Below are 17927 nucleotides of genomic sequence, written 5' to 3' on the forward strand. Positions count from 1 at the left end.
GTATGAAATCCTATGTTTGGATTTCATACGCTTTTTATTTCGCATTCGTTTGTATCATAATTAGACACATATCATCTGATTGTGTTTTCTTCTGTTCTTCCTTATAAAATCCTTCTATCTCTCCTTCTAAATCTCCCCATTTTCTTTCTGTAAAAGTACGCAACTTCTCTTCAGACTCAAATTCATCATTTGCAATTGATTCAAGAACACCATCTGTAAACAATAATATTTGAGCGTTTTTCTCAAAAGGTATGACTGTCTTCTCGACTTTTATTTCATCAAAAAATCCTACCGCACAACCCCCACGATCTAGTTCAATTATATTCTCTTCATCAACTAAAACGTATCCCGAAGGATGTCCTGCATTTACATATTCAATTGTTCTATTTTCTGTATTAACTACTAAGTATATTGCTGTAAAATAATATGGAATATTGTCATTCTCATTATGTAAAAGAGTCATATATTTATTTAAGTCTTTAATGACGAGTTCTGGATCGATTAAACATTTTATCGTTTCACGTAATACAGACGAAATAAACATACAAACTAATGAAGCAGATACACCATGTCCCATCACATCTAATAATATAATACCGTAGCGGTTTTCATCGATTTTATACCAATAATACATATCTCCAGCTAGTTTGAATGAAGGTAAGTAACTTGCTTCAATTTTTATATGATCTTCTCTTAATGGGCTACTTAATAAGTTTCTTTGTACTTGTGTAGCTAAATCTAATTCATTACGAAGATTTTCCTCTTGTTCTTTATGCCAATTTAATTCCGATTTCAAGCGTAATGCCACACGCATACGAGCTAACAATTCAACTTTATTTATAGGTTTCGTAATATAATCCATTGCACCTATATCAAGCGCTTCAGCTAATTTATTCGCATCTTCTAAAGCTGTTACAAAAATAATAGGAATATCTTTAAATTTCTCCTCGTTTTGTAATCGCCTACAAACTTCAAGTCCATCAATCTCAGGCATCATGATATCTAATAGTATTAAATCAATTTCATTATGCCTGGAAGAATCTTTTCCAAAATGGGTGTATTCGAAAAGCTCTTGTGCAGAATTAAGCGATACAAGATCCTGATATCCGGCTTGTTTTAAAATTTTTTCAATTACAAAGATGTTAACCGGATTATCATCGACAATTAAAATGGACACAAGTTATTTCCCCTTTTCTTATTTAAAATGTAAATCTATTATCATTCTCTATTTTTCTAGTATTGCATACTCAGTTATAAAATAAAAATTTCCTACTCATACGTATTTATACAGCAAAAGAACAAACCCCCTAGAAATGAGAGTTTGTTCTTTCACTCTATAAATTTCCACTTTTAATTTAACACCATTGCTTTGTCATTTAAAAGGCGATCTAATTCTTCCATATGATTTGTTTCATCTGCAATCATATCTTCTAACTTTACAACTAACTCTGTCATATTTAATTTCGCTGCCTGTTCTTTTCTCGTTTCATAACGCTTAATTGTTTCATATTCTGATTGTCTAGCTGCTTCTAACATTTCTCTAACATCTTCTACTTGTTTCACTGGTAAAGGGATCGTAGTAGGTGTACCACCTAGCGTCTTAATTTTCTCCGCTAAATATAGGGCATGTCCTTGTTCATCACTAATTTCAGATTCAAAGAAAGGTTTTAACACTTGTCTATATATACCAGAAACCGTAGCTGCATTATGGTTATACATAATAATTGCCGAGTATTCTCCTGCTAAATCTTCATTCAATCCTTCGATTAGTTCTTTCACATCGTGTGACATTTTAATATCTCCTCCTATACTTAATAACTACCCCTTTTCTCATGTTTTAAACATAATTATTTTAAATTTTTTATGTATCTAAAAACGCCGCTTGCTTCAATTTACTTATCGCTTGTCTTTTAATACGAGAAACGTGCATTTGTGAAATACCTAACCGCTCTCCTGTATCCTTTTGATTTAAATTTTCTCCAAATATATAATGAATAACACTCTTTTCCGTATCATTTAATACGTTAAAAATATCATCTAAAACGAGACGTCTTTCTGTCTGTTCATATCCTTGCTCTACTTCACCTACAGATTCAATTCTCGCTACCGAACTTCCATCAGATGAATTTTCAACTACATCATCTAAGGAAGATACTTGATAATTATTTTTAGCATCCATAATTTCTAGAACTTCCTCTTCGGATAGTCCTAAATGATTCGCAATCTCTATAATCTTCGGTGAACGTTGTAGGTGATCTGTTAGTTCCTCTATCGCAAGTTTAATTTTCCCGCCCAAGTCTTTAATTCGCCTTGGAACATGAATGCCCCAAGTTTTATCACGTAAATACTTCTTTATTTCCCCTACTATCGTAGGTATTGCAAACGGCTCAAAAGCATTCCCTATCGAATAATCATACCTTCTTATTGCGCCTAAGAGCCCTAACATCCCTACTTGTATAATATCCTCATGCATCGGCCCACCTTTTGAATAGCGGTATGCAATGGAATATACGAGATTTTTATAGTGATTAACCAACCTTTCCTGTGCTTCATCACATTGGTTTTGTTGGAATTCTGCAATTAGTTTAATAACATCTTCTTTAGTAAGATTTGTAGGTTGAGATTGGATTTCCATCATTCTCCACCTGCTCTCTTTGTATATATTTTGTCATTAAAACTGTCATGCCCTCATCATGCATAATTTGTATATCATCCATTAACGTATTTATTAAATATAAACCTAAACCATTTTCCGGCAAATGTTCTACTGGTTTATTAATATCATACGGACCAACTTTACTTTTTAAGGTACTAAAATTAAAGCTAACCCCATTATCCGCAACCATAATTTCTAATCGATCTTCATATAGACCAAAGACAATTGTAATTTCTCCAACGTCTTCTTTATATGCATGTTGTACAATGTTTGTACATGCTTCACTAATAGCAATTTTCATATCTTCTATATCGTCATAAGCAAAGCCCAATCGATTCGCAACACCAGCCATTGTTAAACGAATAATAGCCACATATTCTGCTTTTGCAGGAATTTTCATTTCTATCTTTTCAAATTTCTCCATCATCCCTAGTCACCTTCTTTCTACTTTTTCAAAATCGGAATTCAAATTCAATATTTCCGTTAATCCTGTAATATCGAATAATCTTTTTAGTCTTTTAGATACACCAATAAACTCTAGCTTTCCATCATTTTTCTTAATTGCTTTTAATAGAGCTATAAACACGCCTAAACCTGTACTATCCATATAATCTACCTTATTAAAATCTACTACTATATAAACCTCTTTCTCACTTGCAATAGGCATGATCTTATTTTTCAAATCTGATGCCGTATACGCATCAATCTCACCATTAAGTTGTACTGTATAACCTAAATCATTTTGCAAAATATTTATTGCCAAATTCATCATTTCCGCCCCCTTATCTCAAACTACTACTATTTAATTACCCATAAAAATTAGTTTTAAACATATTTTTTCATTTTAATTATAAATAAATTTTCTACACCTTTCTTAGCTTAACACTAAAAAAAATACTACCAAATGTTTAAACTTTATAAATTTGTGTATGTATAATGTATAAACATTATTTTTAGGGGGATCTATCTATGGAAGAGCACAACTTTAAAAAGGGAGATTTTGTTCAATTTTCTTATCGACACGATCATGCTACAAAATTAATTGGTTCCATTATTAACATACTAACGAATACAATTGTAGTTGATATAGGTAATAGCGACGACTTATCTCATATAGAACCAAGGCAGGTCGTAAGAATAAATAATTGTAAAAAGGTAACGATGGTTTAATACATAATTGAAAGTGTAATTTTAATGAGTGGGGGTTCTTCATCCTCCACTCATTCCTATGTAAAATACATAAAAAAAGCATCCAAATTAGTTTAATTGGATGCTTTTTTATGTATTTTTATCAGTTTATTAACTTTATAGCTACATATAATAAACTTAAGATTACTATTCATTATAATACTTATGCTTTCCGTAGCATTCTAGAAAAGAATGTAACGATTAAAATAAAGACGATTGCACCTAATAACGCTGGAAGAATAAAAATACCTCCCCATTCAGGACCCCAATGACCAAATAACGCACTACCTACCCAAGATCCGATTAATCCGGCAATAACATTACCAACTATACCTAAAGGAAAGTCTTTTCCTGTAATCATTCCAGCTAACATACCAATAAGTCCACCTACAATACACGTAATAATAAGTCCCACAATTAGACCTCCTGTATATTTTTATAATGGATTTATCAAGCTTTGGCGTTTAACCAAAGCTTGATAAACATGTATTATTCTTTGTTATCCAATCCATCACTTATCTTTTGTTTCACTTTTCCGACTTTTTCTTTTACAGTTCCCTTCGTCTTCTCCCACTTCCCTTCATTTTTCAACTCTCTATCTTCTGTAACTTCACCAATTCCTTCTTTTACTTGTCCCTTTTTCTTTTCAACTTTACCAGTAATTTGTTCTTTTAGCCCGCTCTCACTCATATTTCCAATCTCCTTTTCGTAATAGATTTGTAGATTTAAAGAGTATGAATTTAAATAGAATACGTGCATCTTCTTTCTTGTAACCATTCACCGACTCTTTCTAAATCCTTAACGAATAACAAGATTTTTCCTTCATCCAGCTTTTCTTCATAAAAGTTAGCTTCTTCCTCATTAAGTCCTAACTCTTGCATCTTATTTCTTAACTGATCTCCCGTTTTTTGAAAGACATTAATAATACTTGTCCCAAGTCCCTCTTCTTTTATTCCAATTGTATTCACGTCTGCATTGTCTGCGATTCTATCTGTCCTTTCTTTCTCATGTGTTAATACGTAAATATCTTTTTGGTCGATTCCTTTCTTCACTAGATCATTCGCCGCATTCATGACCTCTTTCTCCGTAATAAATTCATATACAAAAGGTTTACTATACTTCGTTTCCATCTTTAACTTCCTCCTCTAAAATGAATTATTTGTTATATTATATGTAATACACCCATTTTCGAAATGTTAAACATAAAATATGAAAAAAATTATGTGAATTTTGATTTTGATAGAGAATGAACCGCATATTTTTCATATATACGCTTCATATTATTCATACGAACATCATTAAAACTAGTAAACATGTCTCCCTACGACTTACAAAATGATCTCCTTACAATAACTACCTAAAATAACAGAAAATTGTTATAATTAAACGTAAGGAGGGATACTATGAAAAAAATCATATCTATATGCGCTCTAAGTGTTCTATCTTTCACTTTAATAGGTTGTACAAGCACTTCTACTACAAACAATACTCCAACAACTAAGCAAGAAAATACGAAAAATACCATTCAATTAAACTCTGCAGACATTACCAACATTGAGATGCTTAGAACAACAAGTAATACTAGTTCCAAATCTCAAACAGATAACGAGGAAATGATACAATCAATCGCTTCAGCAGTCCAAAACGGAACACCAAAAACAATCACATTAGATCAAAAAAAGAGAGAATCTGCACATTCTACTATTACCGTTACATATAAAGATGACGCAAAAGAAGAGTTTCTTGTATGGGTTGATAATAAGGAGAAAATTACGATTGCTAAAGATGAGAAGAAAGATAAAGTAGAAGGTGTGACATTGAACATTGAAGGCGCTAAAATGATGAAGGATTTCTTTAAAAATGACAAAAGGTAAAAGAATCGCCATCAACTTAAGGATTCAAAATTAGCACAAAATTTTGTTCAGAAACACTATAAAATTCCAGCCTAATAGGTCAGTGGCGAGACCGTATATTATTAAACTTAAAATGTTTCAAATCGAAGGAAGACACCTTATAAGGTGTCTTTTCTTTATTTTCAAAAGGACCTGCTCCATTCATAAATGCATAAAGTAAATTGAATCCGTTAAAACACATGAGTGAACCTTTGTCTTCCCCCTCCTATCTAAAGGAGGAACTGTTATGGGCTTTGGTGGTAGTTGTGGCGGCTGGGGCTTCGCTGGAGGATTTGCTTTATTAGTTGTATTGTTTATTTTATTAATCATCGTTGGAGCTGCTTGCTTCTGCTAAAAAACTATCGGAAAAGATCCCCGTGCTAAACAAAAAATAAAATAAGCTGCCCATATGGACAGCTTATTTACATAATTATCGTTCTCGGAAGTAAAGTTTTAAAAGTAATTTATCCATAGTGATATTAAAATTACTACTAACAGGGGGAGCACCACATTGCCATCAACCTAAGCTTTTGAGATACCCCCCATAACGAAATTTTCACCTTTTTACAGTTATTTATGAGAATTCAGCTCATTTTTTCGTTTTGGGGAACAATCAATTTCTTAAGTTGATGGGTATGTGATAATGCTTCCATTTGAACAAATTTTCCTTTTCCATACCGATCACACACCTTTTGTAGAGTAATAGTATCAGCATATCCCAGTTTAAGAGGTTACTTACAAAATATTTAGAATTTTTTTGCGAAAATCCTCCGAAATGTAATACGGACTTTAAATATTTTCATTTATAATTCTCTATTTGTCTATACTTTTCATACCGCTGTTGTATAAGCTCTTCCGAGGATAATAGTATCAATTTTTTTAGAGATGATTCGATTACAGATTCAATCACTTTTGCCTGTGATTTTATATCATTTTGTGCTCCACCTTTAATTTCAGGAATGATTTCATCAATAATTCCTAAATGTTTTAAATCTTTTGCTGAAATTTTCATATGTTCAGCAGCTTCTGGAGCATACTTAGCGTCCTTCCATAGGATAGATGCTGCTCCTTCTGGCGAAATTACCGAGTACCATGAATACTCTAACATATGGATATGGTTACCGACACTAATGCCAAGAGCTCCACCACTTGATGCCTCTCCAATTACAATACAAACAATTGGCACTTTAAGTGTAGCCATTTCAAATAGATTTCGAGCTATCGCTTCAGAAATTCCACGTTCTTCAGACCCTTTCCCTGGGTAGGCGCCTATTGTATCAATAAATGTAATAATAGGGCGATTAAATTTATCAGCTTGTTTCATAAGTCTTAGCGCTTTTCTATAACCTTCTGGATGTGCCATTCCAAAATTTCTTTCTATATTTTCCTTTGTATTTCTACCTCTTTGATGACCAATAACCGTAACGGGCATCCCTTTAAATTGTGCAATACCACCTATCATTGCTTTATCATCACCATATAATCGATCACCATGAAGTTCGAGAAAGTTTGTAAACAATAAAGGTATATAGTCCAATGTCGTGGGCCGGTTACGTAGCCTTGCAATTTGAACTCGTTGAAAAGGTGTAATATTAGAATAAATTTTATCTTGCATTTTATTTAAACGTTTTTCTAATACATGAATTTCTGGCGATAAATCTACATTATTTTCTTTCATAATTTTCTTTAATTCATCAAATTTCTCTTTTAATTCAATAATAGGACGTTCAAAATCCAAACTCATTTTACCCTCCAAATGTTATGATTTACCTCACTCTAATCAAAAGGCTTAGAAATAGAATCAATAAATAATTCAAAACCATCCACAACTATTTTTTGTTCTGATTCTGATAAATTATTGAGAATACTTTGATAAAATGTAATGGATTGCTCTCTTAAGCAATTAACAGTTATGTGACCTTTTTCTGTGAGGTGCAGAAAAAGTTCTCTTCTATTTTTTTCATTTACTTCACGATAAATAAGCCCCTTTTTTACTAACTTATCTACCAATCTACTTACAGTTGAAGTCTCTAATCTAAGTTTATTGGATAGTTGCCAAACAGTTAATTTTTCCACCTCTAGTTCCTCTAACGCCATCATTTGAGAAGTTGGTAAAGGTTTTTCAAATGGTCCATTGGGCAAATTTTGAGATTCAAAAACCCCAGTTATTATAATCATTTTCTTAATATCTGTTCTTAGTTTTAAGGCATCTTCTCTTTTCAAAAAGGTCACCCTCCCACAACTAATGTATCATACATCAATTGTATTATACATGAATATGTTTTTTTCACAAGCTTAACGTAAGCCAATATTACAACATGGACGAGATATTTCTTCTTGTTAAAATGGTATAAGTGGATTGTTTTCTACAAATGGCAGAACATCAATTATGTATCAGGGGCCTTTATGGGGTACCGCTCATCGCAATCAAGCTAAGAAAATAAAACTACCCAAAAAACGAAAATTTTGTGATAACTTGTAACAAAAAACTCATAATTTTTTGGGGGAGTTCTAAATTCTTAAGTTGATGGGCATGGGGTGCCGCCAACAAAACGCGATTTCGTACGCTAAGAGATCATCGGTTTCTTACTGTTTAGTTGTTTCTAGTGATTGTAGAGAGTCTACTGGTGCACTTTCTCTTTTGCTAAATCGGTATTCTCCTAGAAAGTTAATGTGTTCCCACCTTACTGGAGAACTATGTTTTAATAATTCTTCATCAAATTGTTCTTTTTTCTTCAAAGCTTTTATTGCTTCACTTAAATAAATAATATTCCACATACTAATTGCATTAATTAAGAGGTTTAGTGCACTACTTCTTTGAAGTTGATCTTGTAGCACTCTTTCTCGTAATTCACTATGTTTTTCAAAGAAAATAGCGAAAGGCAAGACGATGAATACATTTACAAAGTGACAAAACTGTAAGAATGCACGAATGTTTGTAAGAAAGTTCGATGTTTTCCTTTTTCATTTTTTATTATAGTGAAAAAGAAGAACGAAATATTCTCTTATGTAGGAAAGGAAGATAATAATGATTGATCTATTAAATAAATGGATGTTAGAAAGTACAGGCAATTTCAATATCGTTGTAGGACTTACAGCACTTCTATTTTTGGGTTCAGTAATTGCACTTATTATTATTTACAAAAAAATTGGTAAACCATATGAAAGAACAAATCCTATTTATTTAAAAATTACTTCTCGTATGTTTACTACTCAAATTCTAATGAATGCTATATTTATTTCTTTAGTTGGTAAAGATATTGAGAATTTCCGTCAAATCTTTATATTATTTGAAGCCTTTGTATTCTTCGTTGGAGCTATTTATTCGTTTAAATTATATAGACAAGAATACAAATAATTCACTTATAAGTACACTTGCAAATATATTTACAAGTGTACTTATAAGTGGAGATAACAGGGTTCTTGCTATATACAGTAAAGTGAATTTTTCAAATCAGGGGTACTGTAAAGTGACAAAAAAGTTGTTTAATTTAAAATAAAGTCGCTTAAAAAATAATAAAGTTGTTTAAAAATCTAAGTTTTATTCAACAATCGGGCCATTTTGTGGAAGATCAGCAGAAACTTTTGAGATCTTAATCAAAATAGTAATTAATCTATCGAAGTTGTAAAATAAGGGTAAGAATAGTTCTGGGGGGATTTATATCAATTATAATGCTATTAATCTAAGCGAGAAACTGTCCAAATTCAGTGAACACTGGTCGCCCAAAGTCATTGGTGAAATGAATGACTATCAGTTTAAGTTAGTTAAGATTCTGGGGGATTTTGTATGGCACGATCATAAAGACACCGATGAGGTATTCATCGTGATAGACGGCGAGATGTCCATCACATTCCGCGATGGACAGGTTAAACTTTCCAAAGGAGAAATGTATGTGATACCAAAAGGTGTGGAGCATAAGCCTTATGCTGAAAAGGAATGCCATATAATGCTGGTAGAGCCTAAAGGTGTAGTCAACACTGGTGAAACTAATTCCAAACTAACTGCTGAAAATAATATATGGATTTAAATCAATAATTCAGTTACTTTCTTTGGATCAACATATAAAAGGAAGTTACATATTTTCCACAATCGGGCGCTATTGTTGAATAAAAATTAGATTTTTAAACGACTTTATTATTATATTTTTTAGTGTAGTGAAATACCTTACTTTAAAAATTAAACAACTATATTTTTAACCCCGTCCTAAATTTAGAACGGGGTTATGCTTGGTTGAGCTTTTAAAATTAAATAACTTTATTATCATTTTACAGGTACCACTAGCATTTTGAAAAAAACACGCTAAGCAAAAAAACAATAAGCCGCCCATATGGATAGCTTATTTACATAATTCTCGTTAACGGAAATTAACTTATCGTTTATTTAAGATTAGTAATAATTCATAATATCTCTTTTACTTTTCCCAATAAACTTCTCCACTTTGAATTTTTTTTAAAACTTCTTTCCAACCTTCTTCTGTAAATTTATCCTTATCTGACTTTTTTACAGAAATTAGTTCTGAATACCCTACCTTTTCTGTCTTATTTTCTTTTGTTGAGATAGATTCTGCAACTTCAATCTTTTCAGGAACAATAGGGGTACTTTTTTGAGTTAATACAGTACTATATATTCCTACAATACCAAGCATCAAAGCAAAAGATAATATCACAGTGGTTTTATTCATCTTTTTTATATTCATCGAATTTATTACCTCCTTTTTATATTTTTATTGTATATCATATTCATGCTAGGTTAACATAACGTTTCATTATCGGTAGCAAGGAAATAGGCGGACCCTTACTCTCACAAGGAATCCGCCTTTTTCTTTTTCTATCATTCTATACATCTTTTTATACATTTCTATTGTGGCGCGGGTTTTCGGGTTCTCGTTTGTTATTGGATTAGCCGAAAAACTGTATAAAATCTTGCATGCTCTTAGCGGGGTGCCGCCAACAAAACGCGATTTCGTACGCTAAGAAAAAAGCCTTGCTACATAGGTAATGTAGCAAAGCTTTTTTAAGTTGTTTAATTCTCGCTCCACTATCGGCTTTGTTAACTAACACTTTAATTATTTTAACAGCCTTTTGTTTAATTCCCACAAAGCCGTTTTGTTACTATCCCATTTTAAAAGCGTTACGGCTTCCTCAAAGCACAGCCATTTATAATTGAAGTGTTCTTTAGATAATTTAATATTTTTTGTAGGAACTTTAACTCCAAAAGAAAATTCTTTTATTACATAAACATCTTCGCCCCAAAGAAATTCACCAACTACATCCTCTACTGGTAGTGAAGACACAGAATCTAGTTTTATATATGGACTTTCTCTTGTAATACCAGCCTCTTCAAATGCTTCCCGTTTTGCTGATTCAATAGGAGTCTCACCATCTTCTCCACCACCAGCTATTCCTTGCCAATAACCATAATCACTTCGATTAAAAATGGCATATTGAATGGAATCGTCAGTTTTTATATAAGGAAATATCAATACTTGATACGGTGCTCTCATTGCTTAACCTCCTTCCGAAAAAATATGAACAATTTATTCACTAACTTGCTATTTTAGTAAATAAAGTATTTGCATTTAAACTTTATAAAACTCAAATGTATTTTTTTCTAAACATATTGTTTCATTGGAATTTTTGATAATAATATCAAAACGTTGACTATATGGATGCATAAACACTTCATACTGAATCCGACGTTCTTCATGAGACTTCCTTAAGTAATTAATATCGGCTCCTCTTTCAATAATATCACGGCTAGACCTTCTCATTAATTCTGTTTCTCCATCTGTATAGAAGTAAATTTTCAAATCAAATAAATTTGGATTAATAAATGCGACACTCATTCCTTCTACAATCGTCACCTTATTTTTCGTAGAAATTAACTCACTTTTTATATAATGTGTATCCATTGTATAAAAATCTAAACCAGCTCTTACCATTTGAACATCTCTTTCTAACGCAGACAAATGATGGGCTGATGGATGACAAGCTGTCATTTTATCATAATGATTTTCATTCTGATATGTATAGTGGATATTTGTATACTTTCGTACATTTGAACTAACAATGTATGGATCTGTATTAATATAACTCACTTTATTTTGATTTAATTGGTTTATGAGCTTATTGGCGAACGTTGTTTTTCCGGCAGCACCGTGTCCTGAAATGCCAATAACAATCTGTTCATCGGTCATACTAATCCAATTTATAATTTCTTGTAATAACTTTTTCATTATTCTCCCCCTGTTACTAATATACCCTCTTATTTACATCATCTTAATATAGAGGTATCCTACTGTAAAATCATGCATGAAGTGAAAAAAATGGTATGATTATCCATCATATCATCTCTATTTTTAAAAAACTATATTAATTTTCGAAGGATTTTATTGTTATTTGGTGTAGTACCACACGTCCATCAAGCTAATATTTTGAAGTGTCCCCAAAACGAAAATTTTATTATTTTACAGTTGTTTATAAGAACTTAGCTTATTTTCTTTGTTTTGGAGAACTACCAATTTCTTAAGTTGACGGATGTGTAAGGCTGCCTCACAAAGAACAATGTAAAAGTAACATCCATAATTTTGCACTCACCCTATTTTACGTTTACTCTGATTCTGTCATTTCATCTATATGAATCTGTTTTCCTGTGAATAGTTTGTAAAACAGATGTGTGCGAATATCTAACAATTTATGTAGCGCATGCCATTGGCTCCAATGGTGTGCGTTTTGATTATATATATGTTTGGAGTGCCGGTGGCACTTTTTCTTTATATCCTAATCAAAAAAACGTAGGCTCATGCATACCGATATTCACCTCCTACCTAAAATTGGTATTTCACACCTTCACATTTTTGAGGAATGAGTCTTTTGTCGGAAAACAATAAAATCTTATTAATTTTTATAATTAGTAGAATTTTTATAGAAATAATCTTCTTAATCTATTAAAATTATACCGAATGATGTCAGATTGTAATAAGGGGAGAGAAAATTTTATGTTGAAAAAAATCATTCCAGTTGCTTTAGCATTAAGTACAGTTACTTTTTCAAGTGTATTTGCTGCGCCTCCAGCTCAAGCAACTACAGAACCAAACCGCTACATAGATGTACAAATGCTCGGTATTAACGATTTTCATGGGCAACTAGACACTGTAAAGAAAATTAACAATAAAGATGCAGGGGGAATCGAGTACTTAGCGGCTTATTTACGTGATCATGAAAAACAAAATCCGAATACATTAAAGGTTCATGCTGGCGATGTTGTTGGAGCAAGTCCTCCTGTTTCAGCATTATTACAAGACGAACCCACGATTGAATTTCTAAATGATTTAAAATTTGATGTTGGAACCATAGGAAATCATGAATTTGATGAAGGTATTGAAGAAATGCACCGCCTTATTTATGGTGGATACCATGAAAAAACAGGGAATTTTAAAGGAGCAAAATTCCCATATGTTGCCGCAAATTTCTATAATAAATCCACCGGTCGTCTATTTTTACCACCATTTACTATAAAAAAGGTACAAGGAGTTCCTGTTGGCTTTATCGGAGTCGTAACAACAGATGTTCCTAACCTTGTTATGCCTACTATGCTAAAGAATGTAGAAATTACAGATGAAGTTGAAGCCATTAACAAATCCGTAAAGAAATTAAAAGAACTTGGCGTTAAATCTATCGTTGTTCTTGCACATAACGGAGGTACAACAGATGAGAACGGCGTAACAAATGGTGATCTCGTCCGACTAGCAAATGAGACTGATCCAGAAGTCGATGTTATTTTTGGGGGGCATAGCCACACCTATGTAAATGGAACTGTTAATAATAAACTTGTCGTACAAGCAAATTCTTATGGAATGGCTTTTGCTGATGTTGATGTAAAGATTGATCGTAAGACAAAAGATATTGTTGAGAAAAAAGCAGAAATTATTACAACCTACCATGAAGGCATAGAGCCTGATAAAAAAATAAAGAAAAAGATGGAGAAATATCAAGAAAAAATCGCACCTCTTGTCAATGAGGTTGTTGGTAAATCTACAGCTCCACTAGATCGAAAACAAAATATGGCCGGCGAATCTACTCTCGGCAATTTAATCACTGATGCTCAGCGTGCAACAATGCAATCCCAAATTGCTCTTATGAACCCTGGTGGTATTCGTAATGACTTAGATGCTGGTGATATTACATGGGGAGAGGTATATGGCATTCAACCATTCGGAAATCAATTAATAAAAGTTAATTTAACGGGTCAAGACATTCGTGATATTTTAAATCAACAATGGCAAAAAGACATAACAAGAATGCTTCAAATTTCAGGGATCCAATACACTTGGGATGCGAACAAGCCAAATGGAGAAAAAGTCACAAGTATTCGCTTAACAAATGGAGAAGAAATTATTCCTTCTAAAACTTACAGCGTCGTTGCGAACGCATTTCTAGCTTCAGGTGGAGATGGATTTGTGTCCTTTAAAAATGGGAAAGATGCTGAAACAGGACCAACTGATTTTGAAGCATTAGTAGATTATATAAAACAAGCAAAAGAACCAATTCAGCCTATTATTGATGGAAGAATTCAAAAAATAAATTAGCTTTTCATTAATCTCAAAATACCTAGATTACCTGTTCGCTATACTTTTTAGTGTGCAGGTAATCTAATTTTTCTTGTGTGGGTTTGAAATAAAGTCCTACCGTGGTCAACGGATTTACCATCGATATGCAAAGTACCGAAAAAAAGTAAAGCCAACAAAAAATAACCCCAAAATCAACTTTTATTGTTTATTTTGGGGTTATTTGACGTTTACATTAATTTGGACCGATTTGAATTATCTGGATATACTTTCCACCTACAATACTATATAGCTCTCACATGTTCAGAAAAACGGCTTTTTCTTTTAAAAACTTTGCTTAACGTACGAAATTCGCGTTTTGTTGGTGCTACACCATCCGCCATCAAGCTAAAATTTTATAGTACCCCCAGAACGAAATTTTTATCTCTCTACAGTTATTTATGTGAATTCAGCTCGTTTTTTTCGCTTTGGGGGATAATTAATTTTTTTAACTTGATGGCGATGAGGTGGTACCCCTACTAAACGAGCAATTATCTGGTGTCAATTTACATTTAAGGTTGCTCCAGCCATATTTGCATAAGATGGGCCTGCTGCTTGCATAACTATTGCGGTCATTACTGGAACCGTGACACCTACTCCTAAATTGATTATTGAGAAAATAATTGCTAATAACAAATATGGAATATATGGATAAATTCACCAGAAAATCCTTTTTTGTTGTATGATTAATTAGGTGGTATTATTTCTAAAATTAATCATGGAATTTCTTTAGCAAATCCTGAACTGTTTAATAGCTTAGTCGAAAACTGAATTGAACATGATGCCCTGCCGAAAGAAGTAAAAGAAGTTAATTAAGTTCTCTTTTAACCCTAGATAAACAGCAATATATGTTCTAATTCCCTTAAATGTTGTAAGGAGGTGGTGAAATTATGAATAAAAAAACTTGGTTTATATTTACTTTTTTAGCTATTTTAGTAGCTGGTTATGCTGTTTTCCAATATTTTATTATGGATGGATTTCAAGCAGGGTTTGTTCAAATGAAGCTTATGTTTCTATCTAAAATGAGTGCATTTTGGTACATTATGTTATTTATACATATTGCAACTAGTTTAGTAGCATTAATAATTGGTCCTTTTACATTATCCACAAAATTTAGAGAAAAGAATATCAGTCGCCATCGAATGATTGGAAAAATCTATATGATTGGTGTATTATTTGGCTGCGTTTCAGGACTTTATTTATCCTTTTACGCTACGGGAGGATTAGTAGGAAAGCTTGGTTTCGGTTTGTTATCCGTATTTTGGCTAACATCGGCATATCAAGCATTAAACAAAGTTAAGAATAAAAAAATTCAAGACCATCGGAATTGGATGATCAGAAATTATTCCTTAACCTTTGCGGCAGTTACATTAAGAATTTGGCTACCTTTATTTGTATTGCTATTTGGACTGGAGCATTTCGAACTTAGTTATGCTGTTATTGCTTGGTTAGCGTGGGTGCCAAATTTAATCATTGCAGAATTATTTATAAGACAAAGTCTTAATAAAGGACAACAACAGAAAAATGCTGATTTACATTTTTGATGCAATTTATACGTAACTCGACTGAATCCCTTGATGGCAACCCGAAAGGAAGGCCGATGTCTTCCCGCCCTACATAAGAAGAACACCTTAGTGTGTCTTTTTTTATTTTCAAAAGGACCTGCTCAATTCATGCGTAAAAACATACAGTAAATTGAATCCGTTAAAATACATGAGTGACACCTTGTTTTCTCCTCTTATCTAAAGGAGGAAGAACTATTATGGGCTTTGGTGGTAGTTGTAGTAGTTGTGGCGGTGGCTTTGCTTTATTAGTTGTATTATTTATTTTATTAATCATAGTTGGAGCTAGCTGCTTCTGCTAAACAAACTATTAGAAAAGACACTCATATATGGGTGTCTTTTCTTTATGGGGTGCGTCAGAAAAATGCTGATTTACAACGTTAAGGAAATTTCAATATTAAAAAGCCTAATTTCTCAATTAAATATGAAGAAATTAGGCTTTTTTCATTTAGTGATGAAACCCATTATCACATTTCGTATCATGTGGCATAGGCCCGTCCAGGGAATCCAGAAAGGCAACGGTCTGTTTGAGGTTCCTCAAAAATAAATGCGCGAGATCCATGGAAAATCCATTTCGAACCACAACGCGCATAATCGTCACCGCTTCCATATCTGGAGGCAATGGATAGGCGGGTACTTGCCAGCCGAACACACGCAATTGTCGAGATAAATCATAAAGATTCCAGTTTAATGTGTAACCATCTTTCAGTCGCCAAGCGAAAACCGGAATATCCGAACCATCGGACAAAAGTTCGAACGGTTCCATCTTCTGAATCGCCTTGCTAAGAAAAAGAGCGACTTTCTGAGAAGCCCTTTGGACATCATAGTACCCACTTTTCCCCAAACGCAGGTAATTGTAATATTGCAGGAGCACTTGTGCGCCAGGACGAGAGAAATTCAGGGCAAAAGTCGGCATGTTCCCGCCCAAATAGGAGACGCGGAAGATTAGATCCTCAGGGAGATCTTCAGCTTCCCGCCAAATTATCCAACCCAACCCAGGGTAGACTAATCCATATTTATGTCCGGATACATTGATGGACTTCACCCTCGGTAATTGAAAATCCCAGACTAAATCTGGTTGAAGAAACGGTGCTATAAATCCCCCCGAAGCCGCATCCACATGCATGGGAATGTCGAGGCCCGTCCTCTCCTGTAAATCGTCCAACGCTTTCGCAATGGCGGCAACCGGTTCGTAAACCCCGGTATAAGTCTCACCGAGAATCGGTACCACACCAATCGTATTTTCATCCACGGCAGCGAGGACCCCCTGAGGATCCAATCGGGGATGCTCTGGGCTAACCTTAACATAGCGTGGTTCAACCTCCCAATAGTTCGCGAATTTTTCCCACACGACTTGAACAGCAGAACTAAACACAATATTGGGCCGATCCACCGGCTTCCCTTCGCTTTTGCGTGCATTTTGCCAGCGTCTCTTTAACGCAAGCCCCCCGAGCATACATGCTTCCGACGATCCAGTTGTTGAAACGCCCATAGTCGTAAGGGGAGTGGGCGAATGCCAGAGGTTTGCTAAAATGCGGACACACCGCTCCTCAATTTCGGCTGTCTGTGGATATTCATCCTTGTCAATCATGTTCTTGTCGAATGATTTGGCATATAAGTGCTCTGCGGCAGGCTCCATCCATGTGCTAACGAATGTTGCAAGATTCAAGCGGGCATTGCCATCAAGAGCAATTTCATCATGGACGATTTGATACGCTATTTCTGGTAACATGCCTTCATCAGGCATGTGAAAGCGCGGAACGACTGATTCTCCTTCGCGGGCAAACAGAGGATTTACAGAAAATTCGTGAGGCAGCTCCATTTGCACGTGACGCGGTAGATATTGTAGATTATCTGGCATGATCTCTTTTCCTTCGTATGCATCGTTTTGAACTTCTGCTTTTCGATCCTGTGGCATACAAGTCCCCCTTAATTAATTGTTTAACAAACATATTATTTACAAAAAAGCATTTGTTACACCAAGGGGACAATTCTAATAAAAGGTGCTGCCACCATTCGAATT

General features: G+C 33.8%; 22 protein-coding genes and 1 pseudogene. 8 read left to right on the forward strand and 15 right to left on the reverse strand.

Annotated elements, in window-relative coordinates; genetic code table 11:
* Positions 1-34: 34 nt before the first annotated feature.
* The 5 genes from CQ058_RS07660 to rsbV form a co-directional block, all read right to left on the reverse strand.
* Positions 35-1177, reverse strand: a complete 1143-nt coding sequence (locus CQ058_RS07660; RefSeq protein ID WP_105589555.1) for a fused response regulator/phosphatase — start codon at positions 1175-1177, stop codon at positions 35-37.
* Between the two features lie 173 nt (positions 1178-1350).
* The gene (locus CQ058_RS07665; protein WP_002011070.1) at positions 1351-1791 is read right to left on the reverse strand and encodes a ferritin-like domain-containing protein; all 441 of its coding nucleotides are present in this window, start codon (positions 1789-1791) and stop codon (positions 1351-1353) included.
* Between the two features lie 70 nt (positions 1792-1861).
* The gene (gene sigB, locus CQ058_RS07670) at positions 1862-2638 is read right to left on the reverse strand and encodes an RNA polymerase sigma factor SigB (protein ID WP_105589556.1); all 777 of its coding nucleotides are present in this window, start codon (positions 2636-2638) and stop codon (positions 1862-1864) included.
* On the reverse strand, positions 2601-3083 hold the full coding sequence (gene rsbW / locus CQ058_RS07675) for an anti-sigma B factor RsbW (RefSeq protein ID WP_044444093.1): 483 nt from the start codon (positions 3081-3083) through the stop codon (positions 2601-2603). Before rsbW ends, sigB begins: the two co-directional genes overlap by 38 nt.
* A gap of 6 nt (positions 3084-3089) precedes the next feature.
* The gene (gene rsbV, locus CQ058_RS07680; RefSeq protein WP_044444094.1) at positions 3090-3428 is read right to left on the reverse strand and encodes an anti sigma b factor antagonist RsbV; all 339 of its coding nucleotides are present in this window, start codon (positions 3426-3428) and stop codon (positions 3090-3092) included.
* 197 nt (positions 3429-3625) lie between these two features.
* Here rsbV and CQ058_RS07685 point away from each other — a divergent pair, with 197 nt between their 5' ends.
* A complete protein-coding gene (locus tag CQ058_RS07685) occupies positions 3626-3826 on the forward strand; it encodes a methyltransferase (RefSeq protein WP_000390988.1) in 201 nt (66 codons plus the stop codon).
* A gap of 181 nt (positions 3827-4007) precedes the next feature.
* On the opposite strand, the gene CQ058_RS07690 is transcribed toward CQ058_RS07685, so the two are convergent.
* From CQ058_RS07690 to CQ058_RS07700, 3 genes are all read right to left on the reverse strand, one after another.
* Positions 4008-4259, reverse strand: coding sequence for a GlsB/YeaQ/YmgE family stress response membrane protein (locus tag CQ058_RS07690; protein WP_000522906.1), 252 nt, complete (start codon positions 4257-4259; stop codon positions 4008-4010).
* 74 nt (positions 4260-4333) lie between these two features.
* Entirely contained in the window at positions 4334-4534 is a 201-nt protein-coding gene (locus CQ058_RS07695; RefSeq protein WP_000004264.1) for a CsbD family protein, read from the reverse strand.
* Positions 4535-4584: 50 nt separating this feature from the next.
* Entirely contained in the window at positions 4585-4974 is a 390-nt protein-coding gene (locus CQ058_RS07700) for a YflT domain-containing protein (protein WP_000448809.1), read from the reverse strand.
* Between the two features lie 273 nt (positions 4975-5247).
* Between CQ058_RS07700 and CQ058_RS07705 the strand changes: the two genes are divergently transcribed.
* Together CQ058_RS07705 and CQ058_RS07710 are read left to right on the forward strand one after the other, a co-directional pair.
* Positions 5248-5718 (forward strand): hypothetical protein, encoded by a 471-nt coding sequence (locus tag CQ058_RS07705; protein ID WP_105589557.1) that lies wholly within the window; start codon positions 5248-5250, stop codon positions 5716-5718.
* A 265-nt stretch (positions 5719-5983) separates the two neighbouring features.
* The gene (locus CQ058_RS07710) at positions 5984-6091 is read left to right on the forward strand and encodes a YjcZ family sporulation protein (RefSeq protein WP_078176885.1); all 108 of its coding nucleotides are present in this window, start codon (positions 5984-5986) and stop codon (positions 6089-6091) included.
* A gap of 444 nt (positions 6092-6535) precedes the next feature.
* On the opposite strand, the gene CQ058_RS07715 is transcribed toward CQ058_RS07710, so the two are convergent.
* The 3 genes and pseudogenes from CQ058_RS07715 to CQ058_RS32085 form a co-directional block, all read right to left on the reverse strand.
* Positions 6536-7480, reverse strand: a complete 945-nt coding sequence (locus tag CQ058_RS07715) for an acetyl-CoA carboxylase carboxyltransferase subunit alpha (RefSeq protein ID WP_105589558.1) — start codon at positions 7478-7480, stop codon at positions 6536-6538.
* 32 nt (positions 7481-7512) lie between these two features.
* The gene (locus tag CQ058_RS07720) at positions 7513-7959 is read right to left on the reverse strand and encodes a MarR family winged helix-turn-helix transcriptional regulator (RefSeq protein ID WP_000817662.1); all 447 of its coding nucleotides are present in this window, start codon (positions 7957-7959) and stop codon (positions 7513-7515) included.
* A 363-nt stretch (positions 7960-8322) separates the two neighbouring features.
* A pseudogene (locus CQ058_RS32085) lies at positions 8323-8613 on the reverse strand (Tn3 family transposase); the annotation flags it as partial.
* A gap of 151 nt (positions 8614-8764) precedes the next feature.
* Between CQ058_RS32085 and CQ058_RS07730 the strand changes: the two are divergent.
* Together CQ058_RS07730 and CQ058_RS07735 are read left to right on the forward strand one after the other, a co-directional pair.
* Entirely contained in the window at positions 8765-9094 is a 330-nt protein-coding gene (locus CQ058_RS07730; protein WP_002168994.1) for a hypothetical protein, read from the forward strand.
* Between the two features lie 304 nt (positions 9095-9398).
* A complete protein-coding gene (locus CQ058_RS07735) occupies positions 9399-9764 on the forward strand; it encodes a cupin domain-containing protein (RefSeq protein ID WP_050001571.1) in 366 nt (121 codons plus the stop codon).
* Positions 9765-10148: 384 nt separating this feature from the next.
* Here the strand turns inward: CQ058_RS07735 and CQ058_RS07740 are convergent, their stop codons facing one another.
* From CQ058_RS07740 to CQ058_RS07750, 3 genes are all read right to left on the reverse strand, one after another.
* Entirely contained in the window at positions 10149-10433 is a 285-nt protein-coding gene (locus tag CQ058_RS07740) for a hypothetical protein (RefSeq protein ID WP_105589559.1), read from the reverse strand.
* A gap of 369 nt (positions 10434-10802) precedes the next feature.
* Positions 10803-11240, reverse strand: a complete 438-nt coding sequence (locus CQ058_RS07745) for an NUDIX hydrolase (protein WP_001202613.1) — start codon at positions 11238-11240, stop codon at positions 10803-10805.
* Positions 11241-11315: 75 nt separating this feature from the next.
* Positions 11316-11972, reverse strand: coding sequence for a uridine kinase family protein (locus tag CQ058_RS07750; RefSeq protein WP_003193613.1), 657 nt, complete (start codon positions 11970-11972; stop codon positions 11316-11318).
* 762 nt (positions 11973-12734) lie between these two features.
* Here CQ058_RS07750 and CQ058_RS07760 point away from each other — a divergent pair.
* From CQ058_RS07760 to CQ058_RS07780, 3 genes are all read left to right on the forward strand, one after another.
* Positions 12735-14324 (forward strand): bifunctional metallophosphatase/5'-nucleotidase, encoded by a 1590-nt coding sequence (locus tag CQ058_RS07760; RefSeq protein WP_105589560.1) that lies wholly within the window; start codon positions 12735-12737, stop codon positions 14322-14324.
* Between the two features lie 908 nt (positions 14325-15232).
* On the forward strand, positions 15233-15886 hold the full coding sequence (locus tag CQ058_RS07775) for a DUF2306 domain-containing protein (RefSeq protein ID WP_105589561.1): 654 nt from the start codon (positions 15233-15235) through the stop codon (positions 15884-15886).
* Positions 15887-16104: 218 nt separating this feature from the next.
* On the forward strand, positions 16105-16206 hold the full coding sequence (locus tag CQ058_RS07780) for a YjcZ family sporulation protein (RefSeq protein WP_000505688.1): 102 nt from the start codon (positions 16105-16107) through the stop codon (positions 16204-16206).
* 146 nt (positions 16207-16352) lie between these two features.
* On the opposite strand, the gene gad is transcribed toward CQ058_RS07780, so the two are convergent.
* Positions 16353-17822, reverse strand: coding sequence for a glutamate decarboxylase (gad, locus tag CQ058_RS07785; RefSeq protein ID WP_105589562.1), 1470 nt, complete (start codon positions 17820-17822; stop codon positions 16353-16355).
* Positions 17823-17927: the final 105 nt, after the last annotated feature.

It is taken from the genome of Bacillus sp. MYb56 (assembly GCF_002976445.1).
GTDB classification, from domain to species: domain Bacteria; phylum Bacillota; class Bacilli; order Bacillales; family Bacillaceae_G; genus Bacillus_A; species Bacillus_A mycoides.